Source organism: Acetobacter sp. P5B1, assembly GCF_018811985.1.
GTDB lineage: Bacteria > Pseudomonadota > Alphaproteobacteria > Acetobacterales > Acetobacteraceae > Acetobacter > Acetobacter cerevisiae.
Genome location: NZ_JACRVS010000013.1, coordinates 11,085 through 32,378, shown reverse-complemented (window position 1 = coordinate 32,378; position 21,294 = coordinate 11,085). Strand labels below are relative to the sequence as shown.

Here is a 21,294-nt window from a genome sequence, read left to right as displayed (position 1 = left end):
GGGAGGCGTAATCATTGGAAAAATCATAGTCAGTATTTCTCATAATATGTTATAAATCCGTTAACGAATTAAAATTACCGAATGCACATATATTTTTAACATTGGAAGATGTAAATAACGAATTTGTGATAAATATGAATTTTTTATTTGATAATTCGATAAATGGTGAGTCGGCTTATTTTTGTGGAAAGCTTACAAATCGCAGGAGTTGTGTCGGGATTGGTGTACGAAACTAATTCCGTACACCACTCCCCCCGGCACCCCCCATCAGAGCGTCGTGCAGGCGGTCGAAGGTTTCTGCCAGCGTATCATGCGCGCGCTTTCCCTTGCTGCCGACAATGGTGACGGTGGTTGTCATGCCAGCGGCAATCTGGGTGCCGGGCGGGATACTGTCGATATGCACCCGCACCGGAATACGCTGGGCCAGACGCACCCAGGTATAAACCGGGTCCACGGAGGGCAGGCCCTGTGTGGAGGGCGTGGCGTTGGGTGTGGCAATACCGCGGGTCACGCTGATGACATGGCCCCACATGGGTTCCCGGAAGCCCATCAGATCCATCCGCACCCGGTCTCCCACATGGATGGAGCGGATTTTGGTTTCTTCAAAATAGCCATCCACCCAGTAGGATGAGGCATCAATGACCTGCACATTGGATTTGCCGGCCGTCGCGTAATCACCCACTCGCATGATCAGGTTGGTGACATAGCCGGTTACTGTGCTGCGAACAAACGTACGGTCCAGATTGATCCTGGCCTGAGAGAGAGCCGCCATGGCCTCCCCATACTGGGCTTTGGCCATGTCGGCCGTGGCCTGATAGACCTGCTTTTCCTCGCGGGAGGCGGCCACTTCCGTCAGTTTATTCCGGCGGCTTTCCTGCGTGTCCTTCAGCACCATGTCGGCCTGACGTTCATTCACGCGGGCGGTGGCGGAGGCAACGGCCACTTTGAAATCGAACGGGTCGATTTCGTAGAGAATATCCCCGGCATGGACAAACTGGTTGTCCCTGACCCGCACGGCAATAATCTGGCCGGACACACGCGGCGCAATATCGGCCACCTGCACACGAACCTGCCCGTTCCGGGTCCAGGGAGCGGCGGTGTAGTAGTCCCACAACACAAGACCGACAATGCCGGCAATGGCGAGAATTGTCCCCGTCGTGACAAACTGCAGGGCGCGGCGAGCGCGTTCAAACACGGTTGGACAATCCTTTTACAAGAGAATGGTGTAGAGGCCGATCAGGCAGACAAACAGCCCGAATTCAGCCAGAGGCAGGTTCCAGATCACCCGGCGGGCGCCCACTTTTGCTAAAATGGGGTTGAGCACCAGCAGCGTGACAACGGCCAGACCCGCATGGACCAGAAACGAGGACACCAGCAGGCCATCAATATCCAGAACAGCGCGAAGCTCCATGGTCAGAAGGCCTTCCATTGCTGATCGGGCAGGGGAATGATGTCATAAATTTGGAGGGCGGAGCGGTTATGCTCCAGCAGCCGGATGGCCCCGACCATCCCGGAGACGGCTGCCAGCGCTGTCGCCATTTCACCATGTGGCAGGGTAATGGCGTGATCGAGCAGGATGCGCGCGTGTTTGCGCATGCGGTACAGAGCGGAGTTGATGTTGTAGACGACCGTGGAACGGAATGCCGCCTCAGCATCAGCCCGGATGGCCGGGATGGTGGCGGCGCGTTGCAGATGGCGGCGGGCGCGGGCCAGTTCGACATTCAGTTCATCCAGACTGGACAGCCGGTTGAACACGCGGACCTTGGATTTCGTGTTCGGCAGGTAGCTGTTCCAGTCGAGAATTTTGCACAGCCGATCGTAATGGTGGCTGATGAGCGCGGAACCAGCCTGTTCCCCGTGCCCTTCAAGCTGGAGCCGCAGATCATGCCCAATGGTAATCGCCACGCGGAAGCGCCGCCGGTTAGCGGAAGGGGGCAGAAGCAGCACCAGTGAGATGAAGATGACAATGGCGGCAAACAGATACAGCACGTTCCGGTCGATAAAGGCCGAGGGCTCGTAATTCTGCTGGTTCGCAACGCCCAGAATGACGAAGAAGAACACCCCGGCGTTAAAGCCGATTGTGGCTGTCTTCGGGTTCATCAGCAGCAGGCAGCCCCCAAAAATAACGGGGATGATGGCCATAGCCAGAAAGGGCATGTCCGCCCCGTGGGGGAGAATGCCAAAGTTCAGAACAGCTGCAACCGCAATGGCCAGAGGGGTGCCGATCAAAGCGCCCATGCCAAAACCGCGGGCATTATAGGTGGTGGCTGCCAGTGTGAGGATCACGGCCACCTGGGAGAGCGCGGTATAGGTCGAAGGGATATCGGAGATGATGCAGAGGCCGGCCGCTACGGAGAACCCGGTGAGGGTGCGTAGCCCGGCCAGCAGGGCGGCAATCACATCCTGATGCTGCTCGATTTTTAGTTCCGGGGCCTGCGTGCGGGCACGCTTACCGTTTTCAAAGGCGTCAATGCCATCCGCCGCCCAGCGGGCATCGGACAGCAGCGCCATGGAGCGTTCAATCAGCCAGGCTTCATCCAGTGTCGGGCCACGGTCCAGTTCTTCCGCATGGGCTTCCTTCGCCAGATCTTCCAGATCCCACACGGCCTGACGAGGCGAGGCGACGGGGGTGCCATCCCCGAAGGCGCTGCGGATCTGGTTCAGCACCGGGCCGGAAATCTCGCCCTTGCGCAGCACGGCGGCAATGGCCCGGCTGCAACTGAGCATTTCCAGCAAGGCCACCATGGCGGAGCGTGCGCCTGCCAGCCGCACACGGGCATCGGGTAGTTCGGTTTTGGCAAAGGAGACCTGAGAGGTCAGCGCGATAATCTCGCCCGCCAGACCTGCGCAGGCCATGTCATCGGGAATGCCGTGTCCGGCCATGGCGTCGCGGCTGATGCGCTGCACCATATTGGCGACGCGATGCAGGTTGCTGGCCAGTTTTTCCCACGCCGTGGGGGAACCGAAAATATCATTGACCGCAGCCGTGGCGGCAATGCCCACCACAATGGCCGAGACGCGGTTGACCGTGACATCAAAAATCGAGCCCGGATTATCAATGCAGCTAATGCCGACAATGGCGACGGTATAGCCTGAGAGCATGGCCGCATAGGCGCGGAAGTCCTTTTCCAGCGTGCCGACAATGGTGCACAGAGTGAGCCAGAGCCCGACACCGCCCAGAAAGACAACACGGTCCTGATTGAAGCAGGCGGTAAGAAACAGCGCGACAAACGCCCCGACCATGGTGCCCATCAAACGATAAACCGCTTTGGAGAGTACTTGCCCGCGCAGGGGTTGGGCCAGAATCATCACCGTAACGGCGGCAGAACCGGGGGAGGAAAGCTGCAACCAGAAGGCGGTGCTCAGGGCCAGCACAGCGGAAAGCCATGTTCGCAGGCAAAACAGAAACCAGCCAGGCGGAAAGATGGTGGCGGGGAGAGCCGGGCGAAGGCCCTTCCAGAATCTGACAGGCGAGGCGGCTGGGGTGTTGAGGCTCATCCTTTCCTTCGTCCTTGCCGCTCAAGAGGTCAGTCTGGGTCACGCAGAGTCGGGTAAAACAGGCTGTGTTCTGCCGAATCCCAAAAATCAGAAGTCTATTAAAATAAAATATAATTCAATGGGGGAATTTTTATGCGCTGAGCCGGGTTGCATAAAATGCGTGCATGGGAAAAAGGCCAGTCTTGGGGTGCCCCGCAAGGGTATGATGCCACGGCAGGATGTGCTGAATTAAGGCACACCTTCTCAAAACTGCGATCTTTATGAAATTTATTCACACCTCAGACTGGCAGATTGGCCGGACGTTCCGCTTTGCTGACGACGATACGCTCGGCGCGCTGCAGGCAGAACGGCTGGAAGTCATCCGAAGGCTCGGGCTGCTGGCACGGCAGGAAGGCGCTCCGCATGTGCTGGTAGCGGGCGATGTGTATGAGCATGAAACGCCAGCCGAGCGCACCCTGCATCAGCCAATCGAGCGCATGCGCGACTTTGCGGACATCCAGTGGCATCTGATTCCCGGCAACCATGATGCGGATCTGCCGGAGGGTGTCTGGGCGCGGCTGGCCCGCAGCGGTCTGCCGGAGAATGTAACGGTGCATCGAGAGCCGGGAGCGGTTCTGATTGATGCGGCGCATAAGGCCTGGGTGCTGCCCGCCGTGCTCAAACGCCGTCATATTCTGACGGACCTGACCGCTTATATGGACGAGGCCGAAACCCCACCCGATGCGCTGCGGATTGGTCTGGCGCACGGCTCGGTGGTTGGGTTTGGTGGTGAGGTTGAATCGGAACATAACCCCGTAGCGTTGGACCGGGCTAAGCGCGCCGGGCTGGCCTATCTGGCGCTGGGGGACTGGCACGGCTTTTGTCAGATTGATACCCGCACGATTTATTCCGGCACCCCGGAGACGGATCGTTTTACGACTGGCGGCGGTGGCGGAGGGGAAGCGGTGGTCGTCACGCTGCACGGGCCTCGGGCGGAACCGGAGATTAAACGCCACAGAACCGGGCGCTACACATGGAAAAAGCTGGAGGATGTGGTGCTGACATCCGAGCAGGATATTCTGGCGCTGGATGCCCGTATCCGCAGTATTGCGCCGGATAATCCGGGGGCGGTGCTGGTCTGGGCGGCGGTGTCCGGCCTGCTGTCGGTGGACGATATGGCCCTTTATGAAAGTAATATCCTCAAGCGCCTGAGCGGGGCCGTCGCCTGTTTGCGCCTGACAGGAGCGCCACAGCTTTCCGCCGGGCTGGATGATCTGGATCGGTTTGGCTCCGGTGGGGCGGTGCGCGCCGCTGCCGAGCAGTTGCTGACCCAGTCAGAAGCAGGTGGGGCGGAGGGGCAACTGGCTTCGGAAGCCCTGCAACGGCTTTTTCTGTTCTGGCAGGAGATGGGAGCGCAGGCAGGATGATCCTGACAGATTTACAGATTGAAGGCTTTCGGCGCTTTGCGTCTCCCGTGCGTCTGGATGGACTGGGGCCGGGGCTGAACGTGCTGGCCGCGCCGAACGAGGCCGGAAAGTCCACCTTGCTGGCCGCCCTGAAGGCGGTCCTGATGGTGCGGTCCAGCTCAAAAGCCAAACCCGTTAAGGATCTTCAGCCTTATGGTGGCGGCGCCCCGCATGTGGCGGTCTCTTTCGCATGGAAGGGCATGGACTGCCATCTGGAAAAGCAGTTCATCTCAAAGGCTTTCACCCGTCTGATGCTAGGATCAGAACGGTTTGAGGGCGATCAGGCAGAAGAGGCTCTCCGTAACCTTCTGGGGCTGGAAGAGGCCAGCAAGGGGGAGGCCGCAGGGCTGTGGAGTGCGTTGCTGGTGGGGCAGGGCGAGAGCTTTGCGCAGCCGGACCTGAACCAGACCGGGCAGGACAGTCTGCGCAGTTGTCTGGAGCATGGTGTAGACCATGCGACCGGTGGGGCTGCGGCCAGCGCCGTGCTGAGCCGTGTGCGGGACCGGCTGCATCTGCTCCAGACGGCAAAAAGCGGTCAGCCAACAGGCAAATACAAGCAGGCGCTGGAGCAGGAAGCGCAGGCGCAGGCTTATCTACAAGATCTCGAAAACCGGCGGGCTGCGCTGGAAGAGGATCTGGCGGCGCTGGATCAGGCGCGCCGGGCCTTGCGTGAGCAGGAAGACCCGGAACGCAAGGCACAGGATGAGGCCGAACTGGTCGCTTTACGCCAGTTGCGGGACAAGCTGCGGGTTGCGGATGCGGAAGAGCAGGCCGCCAGAGCGGCCCTCGCAACAGTGACGCACACCCGCAACAGCATCCGGGATGAGCAGGAGCGGCGGCAGGAACGTCGGGAGACCCAGCGCAAGCTGGAGCGTGAGGCGGCGGAAATGCAGCATGATCTGCAAGCCCTCACGCAGCGGACGGCACAGGCCCGTCAGCGTTATGAAGAAAGCCGCACGCAGCGAGAGCAGGCGGAACAGCAGCAGCAGACCGCACGGCAGGCGTTGCTGGCGGTTTCCCGTCGCGCAACAGTCTTGCAGCAGCGCGCCGCACTGGATCGGAGCAAACAGACGCTGCACCGGGCCGAGGCGGCCTGCACGCGGCTGGAACAGGCTCGTGCCGCGCTGGCGGCCTTGCAGGTTGATGAAGCGTTGATCCGCCGCGTGCGGAAAGCCGTGCGGGAGCAGGATGCCGCTCAGGCCGCGCTGAACGCCCGCGCCACCCGTTTGACGGTGACTTTGCAGCCTGAAGCCGCTGGTCGTGTTCTGCTGGATGGCGTTGCCTGCCCGCAGGGTGAGACGGTTCTGACGCAGGCAGCAGACGTGCAGGTGGAAGGCATCGGTCAGTTCCGCATTACACCAGCTGTCAAAGACCATGATGAGGCTCTGGCCGCCGCCGATACGGCCCGGCAACATCTTCAGTCCGTCCTGCACTCTGCCGGATGCCAGAGTGCGGAGGATGCCGAGACACTGTTTGAAGAACGGCGGCAGGCTGAAACACGGGTGGCGGAAGCGCGTGCGGCCTTTGTGGCCTCTCTGCCCACGGCGCGGGATGAGCGTGACGCGACCCTGTTCGAAGCTCTGGCGATGTTACGGCAGGAGCTTAGAGATCAGGTTGCTGCTCTGGAACGGGAGCAGGCGGCTTTTGAGCAGGACTGCCAGCCGGAGTTGACCGGGGCGGCAGGTGGCCGTGCGGTTCAGACGGGGACAGAAACTGTTTGCAGTGCAGAGGCAGAAGGCGGCGCACAGGCGGATCAGACTGAGGCGACTTTGCAGGTCTTGCAGCAGAAGGCGCGACAGGAAGAAGAGTGCGCCGCTCGCGTCGCGGACGAAGCCCGGCAGACCGAGCGCGCGGAGCAGGCGGCGTATAATGCGGCCCAAAATCTTCAGGATAAAGCTGAGGCAACACTCCGCCAAAAGCAGACGGAGCGGGATCAGGTCGGGCGCGAACTGGCCGTGAGCGCGGCGCGGGAAAGCGATGAGGCTCTCGCCGCACGGGCGGCCGAGGCCGCGCAGACTCAGGCGCAGGCCGAAGCACATGTGCAGGCGCTCAAGGCCGGGCGTGAGACGGAGCAACCGCTGTCCGTTGTGGAAACCCGCATTATGCGGCGGGAGCAGGGGCTGGAAAACGCCCGCACGTCCATTGCACGCTTGCGCGAGGAGATTAAGGAGCGGGAAACCCGCGTGCGCGTGGCCGAAGGCGACGGGCTTGATGAAAAAATCGCCGAGGCCGGACGCACGGCCTCTCGCCTCAAGCTGGAGTGTGAAGGGTATGAGCGGGAGCGTGCCGCGCTGGCTCTGCTGGACCAGACCCTGAGTAATGCGGAAAAAACGCAGACCGAACGCTATCTTGCCCCGCTTGTGCGCACTCTCCAGCCCGCGTTTTCTACGGTGTTTCCGGGCGCGTCCCTTGAGATGGATACCGGCTTCGGCCTGTGTGGTCTGACGCGGCGGACGGCGGAAGAGTTTGGCAAGTTGTCGGATGGTACGCGGGAGCAGATTGCCGTGCTGGTGCGTCTGGGCTTTGCAGAACTGCTGCACGCCCGCCACTCGCCTGCCATTCTGGTGCTGGATGACGCGCTGAGTTTTTCAGATTCTCAGCGGCTGGAACTGATGTTCGATGTGCTGGCGGATGCGGCCACGCGGTTCCAGATTCTGGTGCTGACCTGCCGCGTGGAAGCTTTTGCCAGACTGGGCGGCAGGCCTCTCAGCCTGCGACCCATCCCGCAGATTACAGAACGACGTTGAACTGAAGGGCCATCACGGCGGCGTCATGGAACGTCGTCGTGGCACCCGGCCGGTTGATATACTGGAAGTCTGGCTGAAGGGTCAGGCCATTTGCGACATGCGCGTTGTAGAAGAACTCATAGACGTTTTCATGAGACTGCACGCCCCAGACCTGTCCCCACTGGTTGGACTGGAAATCCTGCCCGGCAACAATGGACGCTTCCTGCTGCAACGCGACGGTACGGCTCATCTTCATCCACTGATACATCATGCCGATGCTGTCATTTGGACGGCCCCAGGGCTTCCCCGTTTCCAGCAGGCCGCCCCACAGATGGTGGGACATGGCGGTGGTCTTGCCGTCTGTCCACATATAGCCGCCCATGGCAATCAGACCGTTGGTCGGGCCTTCCCCATTGCGGACCAGCATCTGGTCAGCCTGCACCCATGCGCTGGCGCGGCCTGCATGGTAGCGGGCTGGCTGGCCGGTCTGCACCCAGGGGTTGCCGTTAATGTCCTCATACAGGTCTTTATATTTGGAGTTATCGTAGCTGTAGCCAGCCTTGTAATGGCCCACGAGGTGGTTCTTGCCGAAGGACGGCATCCAGCCGATTTCCACCGGGGTAGAGAACTTGCCCAGACCATCCTGTGCCCAGGCCCAGCCGGAAATCCCGCCGTTAAAGGCGTGAGGGGAAACGGCAAACAGGCCGGCCATGATGTAGGTATCATTGGTGGGCATGACACGCGCCACGGCACCAAGGTTGCCTGATGGCCAGTCACGGTTGCCTTCAGTGTATTTGTTCGGGGCCGGGTTCCCGCAGACGGCCACGTTCATATACATACAGAACAGCGGAGACGCCGCGAAAAAGCTGCCAACCGGAATCCAGCCTGCGCTGATATCCACATGGTTGTTCAGGAACGATTTTTCGCCATACAGATAGACAAGATGGGCCACCACGTTACCACGTGCGCCGTAAATCTGCTGCACACCGCCAATCGAATCCCCGATATACTGGGTGCTCAGGTTCTGGCCGTGGCCGTTCACCACCATCATGTGGGTCCAGAAGCCTTTGAGCAGATTGAGGTCCGTCAGCTTGCCCCAGTCCACATCCAGCTCGACACCAACCTGCCCGGCATTGGTCACACCCTGCCGCATGCCGCCACGGAAGTTCCCCGCCAGTTCTTCATGCACGTCGGCCAGAATATGAATACCGTGGTCCAGCAGCCAGGGCTGAGCGCCCCACCAGTCTCCAAAAAAATGGTTTTTCCCATAGGGCGCTGAGAACATCGGGCCCGGGTCTTCCACCGGGTTGGCCTCATTATTGGCTTCCAGACTGGGCCAGAGGCCAGCAGCACTGTTCCCGCCTGTCAGCAACTGCGCAGAGGCCTTGGAGGAGAAGGCAGGCGTCAGGCAACAGGCAAAGGAGAGCGCGCAAAAGAAAGAAAAGCCGGATGAAAATCTTGTCATGTTTCTTTTTGTTTTTGTTGAGGATGCATGAGGCGAGTATTCATATTGTTTCAAAGCGGCACCATAATGTCTAAAACTTTTTTCACTCTTTTGGGTCTTTCGGCCTGTTGGGTGGTATTTTGGCGACAACCGCCAGCCACGTGCCGCCCGGAATGCGTTGACGCATGCGGCGTCAGATGATGAATTCCGCTTATGACAAAAATAGACACAAACCGCCCCTTCCTGCCGGTGCGTATTGCGGTAATGACCGTATCGGATTCCCGCACGCTTGAGACAGATACATCGGGTCAGGCCCTGGTTTCCCGCCTGGAGCAGGCAGGCCATGTGCTGGCAGACCGCACGATTGTGCGGGACGATGTCAAACAGATAACGGAACAGCTGAAGAGCTGGATAAAAGACCCTCTGGTTGATGTGGTGATCACGAATGGCGGCACCGGTGTAACCGGGCGCGACGTGACGCCGGAAGCCTTTGACTGTGTGCTTGAAAAGCGCATCGAAGGCTTTGGCGAATTGTTCAGAATGCTGTCCTACCGCAAGATCGGCACGTCCACCATTCAGTCCCGCGCTGTCGCAGGTGTTGCGGACGGAACATACCTGTTTGCGCTGCCCGGTTCAACCGGGGCCGTCAAAGACGGCTGGGATGACATTCTTGTGTTCCAGCTCGACAGCCGCCATCGCCCCTGTAACTTTGTGGAGCTCATGCCCCGGTTGCGTGAAGGATTGAAGGAGGATCATTCCCATGACTGAAGACGTCAGACTGCTGATGCTGGCAGGCGATTATGTGGAAGATTACGAGATCATGGTGCCGTATCAGGCGCTGCTGATGGTGGGCTACAAAGTGGATGTGGTCAGCCCCGGCAAGAAGGCGGGGGACAAGGTTCTGACCGCCATCCATGATTTTGAAGGGGCGCAGACCTACAGCGAAAAGCCCGGTCATGCCTTCCAGCTCAACGCGACGTTCGATGAGATTGATACGGACGATTATATCGGCCTGATCGTCCCCGGTGGCCGTGCGCCGGAGCACCTGCGCATGCACCCGCGGGTGATTGAGATTGTCAAAGCCTTTGCAGACCGGCCTCTGGCTGCCATCTGCCACGGTGCGCAGCTGCTGGCTGCGGCGGATATCATCAAGGGCCGCAAGGTTTCGGCTTACCCGGCCTGCCGCCCGGAAGTGGAAATGGCCGGCGCAACCTACGCCGATATTCCGGTGACAGAGGCCGTGACGGACGGAGAGCTGGTTACAGCCCCGGCCTGGCCGGCTCACCCGGCCTGGCTGGCCCAGTTCCTCAGCGTGCTGGGCGCGACTGTGACAATATAGTGCATTGGCAGGCTCCTTCCGTTGTGCATCATAGAGAATTGTGTTCAACAGGATGGAGCCTCTTATGAGACGTCTTACTGCCCATTTTATCCCTGCGGTTCTCAGTCTGGCCTGTGCCATGCCGCCAGCCGCAGCATGGGCACAGCAGGCGACCTCCCTCCCGCCAAATGACGCTCCAAGTCCGGCGCCGAACGTGCATCCGGACGTCAGGCTTCCGACCCTCAACACGCCGGTCAGGGTGGAAGACATCAAGGTTTCCGGCAATAAACAGGTCAGCACCGGGGCCATTATGGCTGTGGTGCCGTTCCATGTTGGCAGCATGGTCACGCAGGCGCAGATCACGCAGGGCCTGCAGGATATCATGAAGCTGTACCAGCAGCAGAATGTTGGCGGTAAATTCCACCAGAGCCTTAACCTGGACGGCAAAAGGGTGAAGGTGGAATGGGCCATTGAAGAAACAGGCGGCCCCGCACATTTTGACAAGCCGCTGGTGCTGGAAAGCCTTGGGTTTGACGGCAATCTGCACGTCTCAACTTCCGCTTTGAAACAGGCCGTGCATCGTCAGCCGGGCGAACAGGTTACCCCTGCAACCGTGCTGGCAGATGAGAAAGCTATTCAGGCTTTGTATGTGAAGAAGAATATCGGCGTGACCATCGTGCCGGAAAGCCGCGCTCCCCATAAGGATGAGCGCGTCACGCTGATTTATCACCTGACGGAAAAAGCTAACGATTAAGGCTTTCAGGCCCGAACAGCGGTTCTGAGGTAAATTCAGCGCCGCCTGTTCAGGTCTGCGCCCCCGTTTATGTGGGGGCAGGTCGTCTTAGTATTCGCTCGCACCCGGACGGTTGAGCATGGCCAGCAGTTCCCGCCGTGTATCAGAATTGGTGCGGAACACGCCCAGCATCTGGCTGGTCACCATGGAAACACCGGGGCGATGCACGCCACGGGTCGTCATGCATTCATGGCTGGATTCAATGATGACCGCCGTGCCGTGTGGCTGCAGGACATCATTAATGGTGTTGGCAATCTGGGCCGTCAGCCGTTCCTGAATCTGCATGCGGCGGGCATAGGCATCTACTACACGGGCCAGTTTGGAAATGCCGACCACGCGCTGGCGCGGCAGATAAGCGACGTGCGCGCGGCCAATAATGGGGGCCAGATGGTGTTCGCAGTGGCTTTCAAAGCGAATATCGCGCAGCAGCACGATTTCATCATAGCCTTCAACTTCAGAAAAAGTGCGTTCCAGAAGCGTTTTGGGGTCGATCTCGTAGCCCTCAAAAAACTCTTCATAGGCGCGGGCAACGCGGGCTGGCGTATCATGCAGGCCTTCGCGGTCCGGATTTTCCCCGGCCCAGCGGAGCATGGTGCGGATGGCGTCTTCCGCCTCTTCACGGGTTGGGCGGTCAGTCTTGGGCAGAGGGTCGCTCATGCCATTCTCCTGCGGTCTGCATGATGATGAAGCGGTCATGGCCGGTTCGGGTTAATGGATCTGGCGGAACTGGAACGGGCTATCAAGGCTGAAAGCCGGAATGGCGATATCAAACCGTTTGCCGGAATTGACATTCCACATCTGGTAAGATCCGCGCATAAAGCCGCCTGCCGTGGTGAGGGAGACGCCGGATGTGTAATCAAACCCGTTCTGCGGGCGGATGACGGGCTGTTCGCCTACAACACCTTCACCATGCACATATTCCGTGCGGCCAGCGCCATCGGTAATCTGCCAGGTGCGTTCCTTCAGCTGGATCGGTGCCGTGCCGCCATTTTCAATGCGGATGCGATACACCCAGCAATAGACATCCTCGTCCGGTTCAGACTGTTCCGGGAGCCAGAATACCTGCACGCAGACGCGCATATCGTCCGTCACGGCTTCATACATCGGCGCTGAGGCGAAGAGTTCGCTCAGGGCGTCATCATGATCGGGGGACATGGGCGGTGAGTCCGGCCAGTCAGGCATGGGGTGTTCTGCTCCTGCATAAGAATAACATGGCCAGCTTCATGCCATCCGGGGGCATCCCGTAAGACAGACGTCACGGCACAGTCCGCTGGCAGTATCACGAAGCGATTGGATAAGGGAAGCCGCCTGTCTGGTCTGTTGCTGTTCCGGCACAAAGCAGACAGGCGGTGGTCAGGCGTTAGCCTTTGGCGAGTGCTGCCACGCCACGGGCAAGGTCATCAATCAGATCGGCGCTGTCTTCCAGCCCGACGGAGAAGCGGATCGCCCCTTCGGAAATGCCCAGTTTGGCCCGTTCTTCCGCACCAATTTTCATGTGCGTCGTGGTGGCCGGATGGGTGGCGAGGGAGCGCGCATCGCCCAGATTGTTGGAGATGGCGATGAGCTGGAGGGCGTTCATGAACGCAAATGCGCCGTCCTGCCCGCCTTCCACTTCAAACGCGACCATGGTACCGCCGCCCGTCATCTGGCGCTGGGCGATGTCATACTGCGGATGGTCCTTGCGGCCCGGATAGCGCACGCTGACAATGCCGGGAGCCGAGGCGAGATAGTCCGCTACGGCTGCGGCGTTGCGGGTCATGGCTTCCACGCGCAGGGCGAGTGTTTCCAGACCTTTGAGCATGACCCATGCGTTGAACGGGGAGAGCGCGTTGCCTGTATTGCGCACGAACGGCTGGAGCGTTTCCTTAATCCAGTCTTCCTTGCCCAGCACGGCACCACCCAGAACGCGCCCCTGCCCGTCGATATGCTTGGTGCAGGAATACACCACCACATCGGCACCGAGTTCCAGCGGCTTCTGGTAGAGAGGGGAGGCAAAGACGTTATCGACAATTACCAGTGCGCCGGCCTTGTGGGCGCGTTCTGCAATGGCGGCGAGGTCCAGCACGTCCAGCATGGGGTTGGAGGGGCTTTCCAGCAGCACGGCGGCTGTCGGTTTGCTGAAGGCTTCGTCCCATGCGGCAAGGTCACCGCCGTCTACAAAGACCGTTTCCACGCCGTATTGCGGCAGCAGGTTGGCGACAATCCAGTGACAGGAGCCAAACAGCGCGCGGGAGGCCACGACGCGATCGCCAGCTTTGACCTGAGAGAGCAGGGCGGAAGACACAGCGCCCATGCCGGTGGAGGTGGCCACACAGGCTTCGGCCCCTTCCAGATCCGCCAGACGGCGCTCCAGCGCTGCAACCGTCGGGTTGGCAAAGCGGCTGTACTGGTAGTGGGAGATTTCACCGGTGAAGGTTTTAGCGGCCTGCTCGGCGTTTTCGTAAACAAAGCCGGACGTCAGGAAAAGCGCCTCGCTGGTTTCACCATATTCGGTGCGTTCCAGACCCGCATGCAACAGGCGGGTGGCGGGGCGCCAGCTTTTGGAAGAGGGTGTCTTGCTGTCACTCATAATGAGGTATCCGGTTCTTTTGCTGTCATACAGCGCAGTGTGACCGTGGAAACCGTGGCGTCGGCACAGCGTCGCCATGGCCTCTTTAGCGCGTTTATTTTACCTCGCCGCAAGCCGGCCGTACAAATCACGAGGTTTTAGCGTGTTTTAACACACCGCAAGCATTTTGTTATGCAAAGGCGGGTTCTGTTCGTCAAGCATCTATCCGCCCGCCTTGCCGCGGCCTCAGCCATGCAGCGGGGGCGGGCGTATTTTAGAGCAATTCCTGCAGGAGCGGCACAAAAGGAATATCCGCGTCCGGCATGGGGTAATCATGCAGGTTTTCCGGGCTCACCCATGCCAGTGTCTGCCCTTCCTTCGGGGTCGGTGTTCCAGCCCAGCGGCGGCACAGATAAAGCGGCATCAGCAGGTCAAACCCCTTGTAGGAGTGTGATGCAAAGGTAAACGGGGCGAGACAGGCGCGGGAGACATCCAGCCCCAGCTCCTCTTCCAGTTCGCGCATCAGAGCAGCTTCCGGCGTTTCTCCGGGCTCGACTTTCCCGCCCGGAAATTCCCACAGGCCCGCCAGACTTTTCCCCTCCGGTCGTTTGGCCAGAAGAATGCGCCCTTCCGCATCAATCAGCGCGGCAGCAGAAACAAGAACGAGCTTGCGGGGAGTAGCGATACCGTCCGCCTGCGTGCCTGCTGGGGTGTCGAGATCATCCCGCGTGGCTTCAAACACCCGCACGGGATGGTCTTTCCCTCGGGCAACAAACATCTGTTTGTCTGTTCCAATAGCCCGGAACCCGACATGCTCAAGAACACGGGCTGACGCTGCATTATCGTCCGCAACCGTAGCACGCAGGCAGGTAATATCGAGATTGGCCAGAGCCCAGCGGGCCAGCCGTCCCGCAGCGAGGGTGGCAATGCCCCGGCCCCAGTAGGTGCGGCCTATCCAGTAGCCCAGCATGCCCACGCGACCAACGTGTGGTACCGTTTGCACACGCAGGCCAACGCAGCCAAGAAAGGTGTCGTTTTCATCCAGAATGGCAAAATGACAGCCTTCTCTGGCCCGATGCATGGAGAGCGTGGACGCAATCCAGTCATCAGCCAGTTCCCGCGGGTAGGGGAAGGGCAGGCGGCTGAGCATGCGCACCACTTCCCAGTCATTGACCAGATTGTGGAGCGCAGGGGCATCATCAGGCAGAAGAGGGCGTAACCGGTAAGGCGGTGCCTCCAGAACCAGAGACGTGATCTCAGGCATTCACAGCCGGTGCGGCGGGAACACCGCATTCTGCCAGAAGGGCACGCAGGGCGTTAATCACGGGGAAGACTTCCACATTGTGGTCGCCCCCCAGCTCACGCCATGCGTTCTGTTCCAGTTCCACAATTTCGCGGTCTTCCGCAAAAATCCGCTCGGTGAAGGCAACAAGGAACGGCCATGCCAGCTCCAGAACGCCCGGCACTTTGGGGCGCCTGACAGACAGCAGGCCAAAGGTCCGGTTGGTCAGCTCTTCTGCATCCTGCGGGACGTAGACAATCCACAGATCCATCACCGGGTCTTCATCACCCGTCTGGATGCGGAGGGTCTGATACGGATATTCCGTGCGGATGGTCATGACGTCACGATGCTGGAATTTTTCCGAGGAATCGCGGCGTTCGCCAAAAATCAGAGCTTCACCCAGCGGCTGCTTTCCGCTGGTGCGGGCGAAGGAATAGCGCGCTTCCACCAGACCGGGCTCACGTTTCTGGCCAAGAAAGCGGGGGCGCATCTGGCCCATCTGCTTCATGTGCATGAACTGATGGTTCATATCCATCAGGTTCTCATGCATGAAGCTGTAGTGGCACTTTACTTCCTGCCCGAAGAAGCGGGTCTTGTAGGCCGGGTCTCCCACGCGGGCCAGACGCGGGGCCAGCGGCACGGAATCTGCTTTATCCGGGTCTCCGGGGAAGATGAAAATCAGGCCGTCCTGCTCACGGCAGGGGAAGGTGCGCACACCGTTGGGCAGCTTGCCCTTGCCCAGATAGGGCACATCAATGCAGCGGCCGGAGCGGCCATAGGCCCAGCCATGATAGCAGCACTGAACGGACTGACCGCAAACCTTGCCTTTGCTAAGCGGAACCTGCCGGTGCGCGCAGCGGTCTTCCAGCGCAAAAATTGCGCCTTCCGTCGGGCGTACCAAGGCAATGGGTGTGCCGGCATAGCGCGTGCCGATGGTCTTGCCCGGCTTGAGTTCTTTGGACCATGCAACCGGGTACCAGAAGTCCGGATTGGAGCGGATGCGCCGCAGATCCGTACCTGTGGTGTTATTATGCCCCGCGCCAAAAGAGGGTGTGTCGTCTGGTGTGTCAGTCTGAACGGTCTGGTCCATCTTGCCTCTATGTCATGACGTTCGGGGCCGCGTCATCCTGACACTGCCGATTAGCGGATGCATGCAACCGTATATCACACAAAGAGGCAAGACGCAGAGGGAGCGGAATGCCCGGTTATTCTCTTTTTATTTGCAAATTATTCAGAAACTGAATGTCAGGCTGCTTTTGGCGCTGGTCTGGGCATAGGTCCTTCACGCTTCAGCCCATGCCAGGCAATCAGGCTGTCCCCCAGAAACAGGGCCAGCGCTCCCACCGTGCAGGCCAGAGCCAGCCCGAACATAATGACCAGCCAGTTGGCGACGGAGGAATCCCGCACACTGCCCATAAACAGCACAAACGCCGCCCCGCAGGAGGCCGCGCCCCCAAGCCCTCCGGCCAGAATGGCCGTGTCCAGCATCAGGGTGCGGCGGTGCAGGCGGACAAGGTGCTTCTCTAGCGTCTGGTTCCGGTCCGGGTCGTCATTATCGTCCGTCAGCAGGGCATTGGCCTGTTCAATATGGTCGGACACGCGGGCCAGACGGGTATTGAACAGGTTGAGCAGCGTGCCGATGCCCGAGAGCATGAAAACCGGCGTCAGCGCGATCTGGATGATATGCGCGACGCTATCAATCGGTTCGGCGGAGATGCCTGCCAAAACGGGAAGGGCCATGAAGCGGAAAGTCCTTGCTGCCAGAACAGTGGGCGTGAGTGGAGGATCTAGCGGCTGGAGGCCAGTTCTGCCGTCAGGTCTTCAATGAACTGGAAGGCCACCCGGCCAGAGCGACCGCCACGGGTGATGGCCCATGCATTGGCGCGGGCTGTCAGATCCTCATCGCTGATGGGAAGGGCGCGTTCTCTCGCATAGGTCCGCACCATGTCAAGAAACACATCCTGCGGGCAGGCGTGAAAACCCAGCCACAGGCCGAACCGGTCGGAGAGGGAGACTTTCTCTTCCGTGGCTTCAGACGGATTGATGGCGCTGGCGCGTTCGTTCTCAATCATTTCACGCGGCATCAGGTGCCGGCGGTTGGACGTGGCGTAGAACAGAACATTCTCCGGCCGCCCGGCAATGCCGCCATCCAGAACGGATTTCAGGGCCTTATAGTCGCGGTCTTCTTTCTCAAAGGACAAGTCATCACAGAAGATGATGAAGCGGCGCGGGCTTTCCCGCAGCATGGCCAGCAGGTCCGGCAGGGTGGCCAGATCTTCCCGCTGAATTTCCACCAGTGCCACCCGGCCCTGACCGGGGGCGCACGGTTTACCGTCCACCTGATTGACCAGCGCATGCGCACCCTTAACCAGCGAGGACTTGCCCATGCCGCGAGAGCCCCACAGCATGGCGTTGTTGGCGGGCAGTCCCCGGGCAAAATGCTCGGTATTGTCCATTAGCGTCTGGCGCTGCGAGTCCACCCCCTGCAACAAACCGGCAGGCACATGGGCCACATGGGCTACCGGCAGCAGTCGCCCGCGCTCGGGGAGCCAGACAAACGCATCAGCCTGATCGACCCCATCCAGACTTGGCGGCGGAGGGGAGAGGCGCTCCAGCGCTGAGGCAATACGTTCAAGGACGGAGAGAGGGGCGGTATCCATCAGGGGCAGGGTCCATGGTTGTGCCGCCGGGGAACTTCCGGCAGGAAAGGAGGTGGTGCGACGGCTTATCTTCAAGGGATGCTTGACGTGTGAGCCGTGAAAATTATGGTCACGCATCTTAATTACGCAACCAGCCTTTCCGGAAAGCCTGCCATCATGTCCAATTTTCTTATTCCCGCAGCCTATGCCCAGTCCGCCGGTGGCGGGGGTGCTGGCTCGAGTCTGATGTCGTTCCTGCCGTTCATTGGCGTGTTCGTCATCATGTATTTCCTGATGATTCGCCCGCAGCAGCAGAAGCAGAAGCAGCTTCAGAACGAGCTGAAGTCCCTGCGTCGTGGCGACCGGATTGTCACCGCTGGTGGTATTATCGGCATTGTGCAGAAATCCCGGGACGACAGTCAGGAAATTGAGGTCGAAATTGCCCCGAACGTCCGCGTCATGGTTCTGCGCAGCACCGTCACCACGGTTCTGACCAGCACGGCGAAACCGGCGAATGATGTAGCGGACGCTAAGAAATAAGCGTACGGCGCATCAGGCAGCGCACCTTGCGTGCTGTGATAGAAAGCGGGCTTCTGGCCCGCTTTTTTTATGGCCGGGGGGCAAATTAGAAAGGCTCGTCTTCGGCTGCCAGACGAGTGTCCGCCGTGTCGTTCTGGGCAATTTCCTCAGTCATATCCAGAGCCAGAACTTCGCCTGCCATGATGATGCTCAGGAGTGCCAGAATTTTCAGGCCCAGCGTATCGTTGCTTTGCGGGTGGCCGTGCAGAATATGCAGCACAAGGGGCGTGAGGGCAGGCAGGGGTAAAAGCCAGAAAACCGCCCGCCAGATCGGCTTCTGGATGCGGGACCGATAGAATGTGGCCAGCCTCCGCTCTTTTTTCAGAACGAACTTCAGAAACAGGACGATTGCCGTGCCAATGGCCAGAGAGATGAGCGGCATCAGCACAACTGTGGACGCCACCTCATGCCAGTTACAATAGGCCAGCCCGAGCAGGGCCACCCCCACCCAGGATGAAAAATAGATGGCAATGCCGATCAGGGAATAGTGCTTCACAATACGGCCCTCAACTGTCGTTTCCGTGCGTTTACGCTGCGGCTCACTGGTTTCTGTTCTCGGGATAGCAGGAACAGAAAGCCGTTAAGTCACAGTTTTACGACAAAACGATACAAGGCCGTTATAAATAAAATAAGAAGATTTTAGGTCCTGTGGCCAGCCCATATGGCGGGGAGAGGTTTATAAAAAAGAGACCGGGTCGATATCCACATCCACCCGCACCTGCCGGTCCAGTTTCACCAGCCCCAGCCAGCGGCGCAGAATGGGCTGCACGGCAATGGTTTTACGGGTGCGCAGCAGCAAACGCCGCCTGTGCCGCCCGCGCAGAATGGCCATCGGGGCCGGGGCCGGGCCAAGCACCTGAATGCCCTCCCCATAAGGGGCCACGCGGCCAAGAGCTGCGGCAGCGTCATCAGCAGCTACGGCGGTGTCTGCGCTCACAATTAACGCCGCCAGTCGGCCGTATGGCGGCCAGAAGCCGGGGCGTCTCTGCTCGGCTTCCTGTGTCATGAAGGCATCAAAATCGCCCGAAAGGAGGGCCTGCATCACCGGATGCTCCGGCGTGTAGCTTTGCAGAAGCACGCGGCCCGGTGTGCTGGCGCGTCCGGCACGGCCCGCCACCTGATGCAGAAGCTGGATGGTGCGTTCGCCCGCTCGGAGATCACCTCCGCCAAGCCCGAGATCCGCATCCACAATGCCAACCAGTGTCAGATGCGGAAAATGCCAGCCTTTGGCGACAATCTGCGTGCCAATTACCAGATCGACTTCTCTGCGGGAAATCTTGCCAACCGCTTCCGCCGTGGCGGCGGGGCCGCCCAGTGTGTCACTGGCCATCACCAGAATGCGGGCATCGGGGAACAGATGGCGGGCTTCTTCCGTAATCCGCTCAATGCCCGGCCCGATGGGCGTCAGGCTTTGCTCTGCCCCGCAGGAGGGGCAGGCTTCGGGCATAGGTTCTGTATGGTCGCAAAAATGGCAGGAGAGGATTTTGCGGTTCCGGTGCTCCACAAGCCAGGCGGTGCAGTGCGGGCATTCCATTCGGTGCCCGCAACTCCGGCACAAGGTGAGGGGGGCATAGCCGCGCCGGTTGAGGAACAGCATGGCCTGTTCCTTGCGCTCAAAGGTCGCGGTCAGTTCTTCCGTCAAAGCCGGGGAGAGAAACAGGCCGCGGGGAGGCGGATGGTCCCGCATGTCCAGAATGCGGGTTTCCGGCAGGGCTGCGCCGCCATGGCGAGAGGGCAGAACCAGATGCCGGTAACGCCCGGCTTCCACATTGGCCAGAGATTCCAGACTGGGTGTGGCCGAGACCAGCACAATGGGGAACCCCGCCAGTCGCGCCCGCACCACGGCCATATCCCGCGCACTGTAGATGACGCCTTCTTCCTGCTTGAACAGGGCCTCGTGCTCTTCATCCACAATAATCAGGCCGAGGTTTTGAAATGGCAGGAACAGGGCAGACCGCGCCCCCACAACCACCGTAGCGCTGCCGTCTGCAGTGCCGTGCCATGTCAGGCGACGGGCACGCTGGCCGACTTCTGAATGCCAGATGGCGGGCTGCGTGCCAAAGCGGCGGGTAAAGCGCTCCATCCACTGGGCGGAAAGAGCAATTTCCGGCAGCAAAACCAGTGCCTGCTTGCCCTGTTCCAGACAGGCGGCAATGGCTTCCAGATAGATCTCGGTCTTGCCGGAGCCGGTCACGCCTTCCAGCAGCGTGACGGAAAAGCGCCCTTCCGCCACGGTCTGGCGCAAGGCATCTGTGGCTTCTGCCTGTGCGCCTTCCAGCACGGGTAAGTTATGGAGCGGGTCCGGTGCGGCAAAGACGCGTTCCGGCCCGAGGGGGACGGGTGTGAGGGCACCGGCGTCTGCCAGACCTTTCACCACGCCGGGGCCAACGCCTGCGGCGGTCGCAAGGTCCGTGGTGGTGCGGGCCGTGCCATCGGCCAGCAAGCTCAGCACTTTCTGGCGGGCAGGGGTCAGGCGTAGTCCATCCGGCTGGGGGGAGGCCGCCAGCCAGCCCGTGGAGGGTGTGGGCACGCCGCGCATATGGAGCCGCAGCGTCATGGCGAGCACCATGCCGGGGGCGGAGAGCGTATAGGCCGCCACCCAGTCTACAAAGCGCCGAAGTTCTGCTGTGAGCGGCGGCAGTTCCAGCCGTTCTGCTACAGGGCGGAGTTTCGCTGCATCCACAGTGCGCTGGGGTGGCGGCGCGAATTCCGGGGGCAGGGAGCTGGTGGAATCCCACACCACCCCGGTTTGTCTGCGGTGGCCGAGGGGCACCGTCACAATATCGCCGGGTTGGAGCGCCATTTCCGCCGGCGCGGCATAATCAAACGGACCGGGGAAGGGCATGGGCAGCAGCACGGACACTCTCAGGCGTGCAGACCCGGCAGCAGAAGCCGGAGGCCGGGCAGGCTGAGGAGAGGGAGAAGGTGCAGGCGCCATGGGGTTCTATGTAAGCGGAGGTCCGGTTAAAGAACAGTGCTTGCGAAACCATAAAAACTCTGAACAAGTCAGCAGGGCCTTCAG

At 60.2% G+C, this 21,294-nt stretch carries 19 protein-coding genes and 1 riboswitch; of the genes, 6 read left to right on the top strand and 13 right to left on the bottom strand.

The features are described from left to right. Positions 1-232 precede the first annotated feature (232 nt). The 3 genes from KP703_RS09710 to KP703_RS09700 are packed head-to-tail and all read right to left on the bottom strand — an operon-like array spanning position 233 to position 3,498. Positions 233-1,195 carry an HlyD family secretion protein gene (locus tag KP703_RS09710; RefSeq protein ID WP_062273416.1) on the bottom strand — a complete coding sequence of 321 codons (963 nt, stop codon included), beginning with the start codon at positions 1,193-1,195 and terminating at the stop codon, positions 233-235. A gap of 15 nt (positions 1,196-1,210) precedes the next feature. Continuing rightward, positions 1,211-1,411 (bottom strand): DUF1656 domain-containing protein, encoded by a 201-nt coding sequence (locus KP703_RS09705; RefSeq protein WP_043550706.1) that lies wholly within the window; start codon positions 1,409-1,411, stop codon positions 1,211-1,213. A gap of 2 nt (positions 1,412-1,413) precedes the next feature. Continuing rightward, complete coding sequence (locus tag KP703_RS09700; protein ID WP_215754666.1) at positions 1,414-3,498, bottom strand: FUSC family protein; 2,085 nt, start codon at positions 3,496-3,498, stop codon at positions 1,414-1,416. A 260-nt stretch (positions 3,499-3,758) separates the two neighbouring features. On the opposite strand from KP703_RS09700, the gene KP703_RS09695 reads away from it, so the two are divergent. Continuing rightward, entirely contained in the window at positions 3,759-4,904 is a 1,146-nt protein-coding gene (locus tag KP703_RS09695) for a DNA repair exonuclease (RefSeq protein ID WP_215754665.1), read from the top strand. Then, the gene (locus KP703_RS09690; protein ID WP_215754664.1) at positions 4,901-7,690 is read left to right on the top strand and encodes a GTP-binding protein; all 2,790 of its coding nucleotides are present in this window, start codon (positions 4,901-4,903) and stop codon (positions 7,688-7,690) included. Before KP703_RS09695 ends, KP703_RS09690 begins: the two co-directional genes overlap by 4 nt. On the opposite strand, the gene KP703_RS09685 is transcribed toward KP703_RS09690, so the two are convergent. Beyond that, positions 7,674-9,134: a carbohydrate porin gene (locus KP703_RS09685; RefSeq protein ID WP_082779539.1), complete on the bottom strand. Its 1,461-nt coding sequence runs from the start codon at positions 9,132-9,134 to the stop codon at positions 7,674-7,676. The two genes, KP703_RS09690 and KP703_RS09685, sit on opposite strands and share 17 nt — an antisense overlap. Positions 9,135-9,326: 192 nt before the next feature. On the opposite strand from KP703_RS09685, the gene moaB reads away from it, so the two are divergent. The 3 genes from moaB (at position 9,327) to KP703_RS09670 (ending at position 11,185) form a co-directional block, all read left to right on the top strand. Then, entirely contained in the window at positions 9,327-9,881 is a 555-nt protein-coding gene (gene moaB, locus KP703_RS09680; RefSeq protein WP_043550490.1) for a molybdenum cofactor biosynthesis protein B, read from the top strand. Further along, positions 9,874-10,452 carry a DJ-1/PfpI family protein gene (locus tag KP703_RS09675; protein WP_215754663.1) on the top strand — a complete coding sequence of 193 codons (579 nt, stop codon included), beginning with the start codon at positions 9,874-9,876 and terminating at the stop codon, positions 10,450-10,452. Before moaB ends, KP703_RS09675 begins: the two co-directional genes overlap by 8 nt. A 64-nt stretch (positions 10,453-10,516) precedes the next feature. After that, positions 10,517-11,185: a POTRA domain-containing protein gene (locus tag KP703_RS09670; RefSeq protein WP_215754662.1), complete on the top strand. Its 669-nt coding sequence runs from the start codon at positions 10,517-10,519 to the stop codon at positions 11,183-11,185. A gap of 87 nt (positions 11,186-11,272) precedes the next feature. Here KP703_RS09670 and folE read toward each other — a convergent pair whose 3' ends face one another. The 7 genes from folE to KP703_RS09635 all read right to left on the bottom strand — a co-directional run bounded on the left by folE (position 11,273) and on the right by KP703_RS09635 (position 17,714). After that, positions 11,273-11,881 (bottom strand): GTP cyclohydrolase I FolE, encoded by a 609-nt coding sequence (gene folE / locus KP703_RS09665; protein WP_062141713.1) that lies wholly within the window; start codon positions 11,879-11,881, stop codon positions 11,273-11,275. Between the two features lie 51 nt (positions 11,882-11,932). Next, the gene (gene apaG, locus KP703_RS09660) at positions 11,933-12,406 is read right to left on the bottom strand and encodes a Co2+/Mg2+ efflux protein ApaG (protein WP_043550495.1); all 474 of its coding nucleotides are present in this window, start codon (positions 12,404-12,406) and stop codon (positions 11,933-11,935) included. Positions 12,407-12,584: 178 nt separating this feature from the next. Continuing rightward, positions 12,585-13,793, bottom strand: coding sequence for an O-succinylhomoserine sulfhydrylase (gene metZ / locus KP703_RS09655; RefSeq protein WP_215754661.1), 1,209 nt, complete (start codon positions 13,791-13,793; stop codon positions 12,585-12,587). 64 nt (positions 13,794-13,857) lie between these two features. Continuing rightward, a riboswitch (SAM riboswitch) is annotated at positions 13,858-13,937 on the bottom strand. A 109-nt stretch (positions 13,938-14,046) separates the two neighbouring features. Next, positions 14,047-15,036 carry a bifunctional GNAT family N-acetyltransferase/(deoxy)nucleoside triphosphate pyrophosphohydrolase gene (locus tag KP703_RS15855; protein ID WP_215754660.1) on the bottom strand — a complete coding sequence of 330 codons (990 nt, stop codon included), beginning with the start codon at positions 15,034-15,036 and terminating at the stop codon, positions 14,047-14,049. Then, positions 15,029-16,144 (bottom strand): aromatic ring-hydroxylating dioxygenase subunit alpha, encoded by a 1,116-nt coding sequence (locus tag KP703_RS09645; protein WP_062141717.1) that lies wholly within the window; start codon positions 16,142-16,144, stop codon positions 15,029-15,031. The genes KP703_RS15855 and KP703_RS09645 overlap by 8 nt, the downstream gene beginning before the upstream one ends. Positions 16,145-16,299: 155 nt before the next feature. Continuing rightward, the gene (locus tag KP703_RS09640) at positions 16,300-16,794 is read right to left on the bottom strand and encodes a DUF2721 domain-containing protein (RefSeq protein ID WP_215754659.1); all 495 of its coding nucleotides are present in this window, start codon (positions 16,792-16,794) and stop codon (positions 16,300-16,302) included. Between the two features lie 47 nt (positions 16,795-16,841). Then, a complete protein-coding gene (locus KP703_RS09635) occupies positions 16,842-17,714 on the bottom strand; it encodes an ATP-binding protein (RefSeq protein WP_061505512.1) in 873 nt (290 codons plus the stop codon). Between the two features lie 153 nt (positions 17,715-17,867). Here KP703_RS09635 and yajC point away from each other — a divergent pair, with 153 nt between their 5' ends. Beyond that, positions 17,868-18,233: a preprotein translocase subunit YajC gene (yajC, locus tag KP703_RS09630; RefSeq protein WP_197056220.1), complete on the top strand. Its 366-nt coding sequence runs from the start codon at positions 17,868-17,870 to the stop codon at positions 18,231-18,233. Positions 18,234-18,318: 85 nt separating this feature from the next. Here yajC and KP703_RS09625 read toward each other — a convergent pair whose 3' ends face one another. Both KP703_RS09625 and KP703_RS09620 read right to left on the bottom strand, forming a co-directional pair. Next, entirely contained in the window at positions 18,319-18,768 is a 450-nt protein-coding gene (locus KP703_RS09625; RefSeq protein WP_215754658.1) for a hypothetical protein, read from the bottom strand. A 180-nt stretch (positions 18,769-18,948) separates the two neighbouring features. Beyond that, the gene (locus KP703_RS09620) at positions 18,949-21,210 is read right to left on the bottom strand and encodes a primosomal protein N' (RefSeq protein WP_215754657.1); all 2,262 of its coding nucleotides are present in this window, start codon (positions 21,208-21,210) and stop codon (positions 18,949-18,951) included. Between the last annotated feature and the right edge of the window lie 84 nt (positions 21,211-21,294).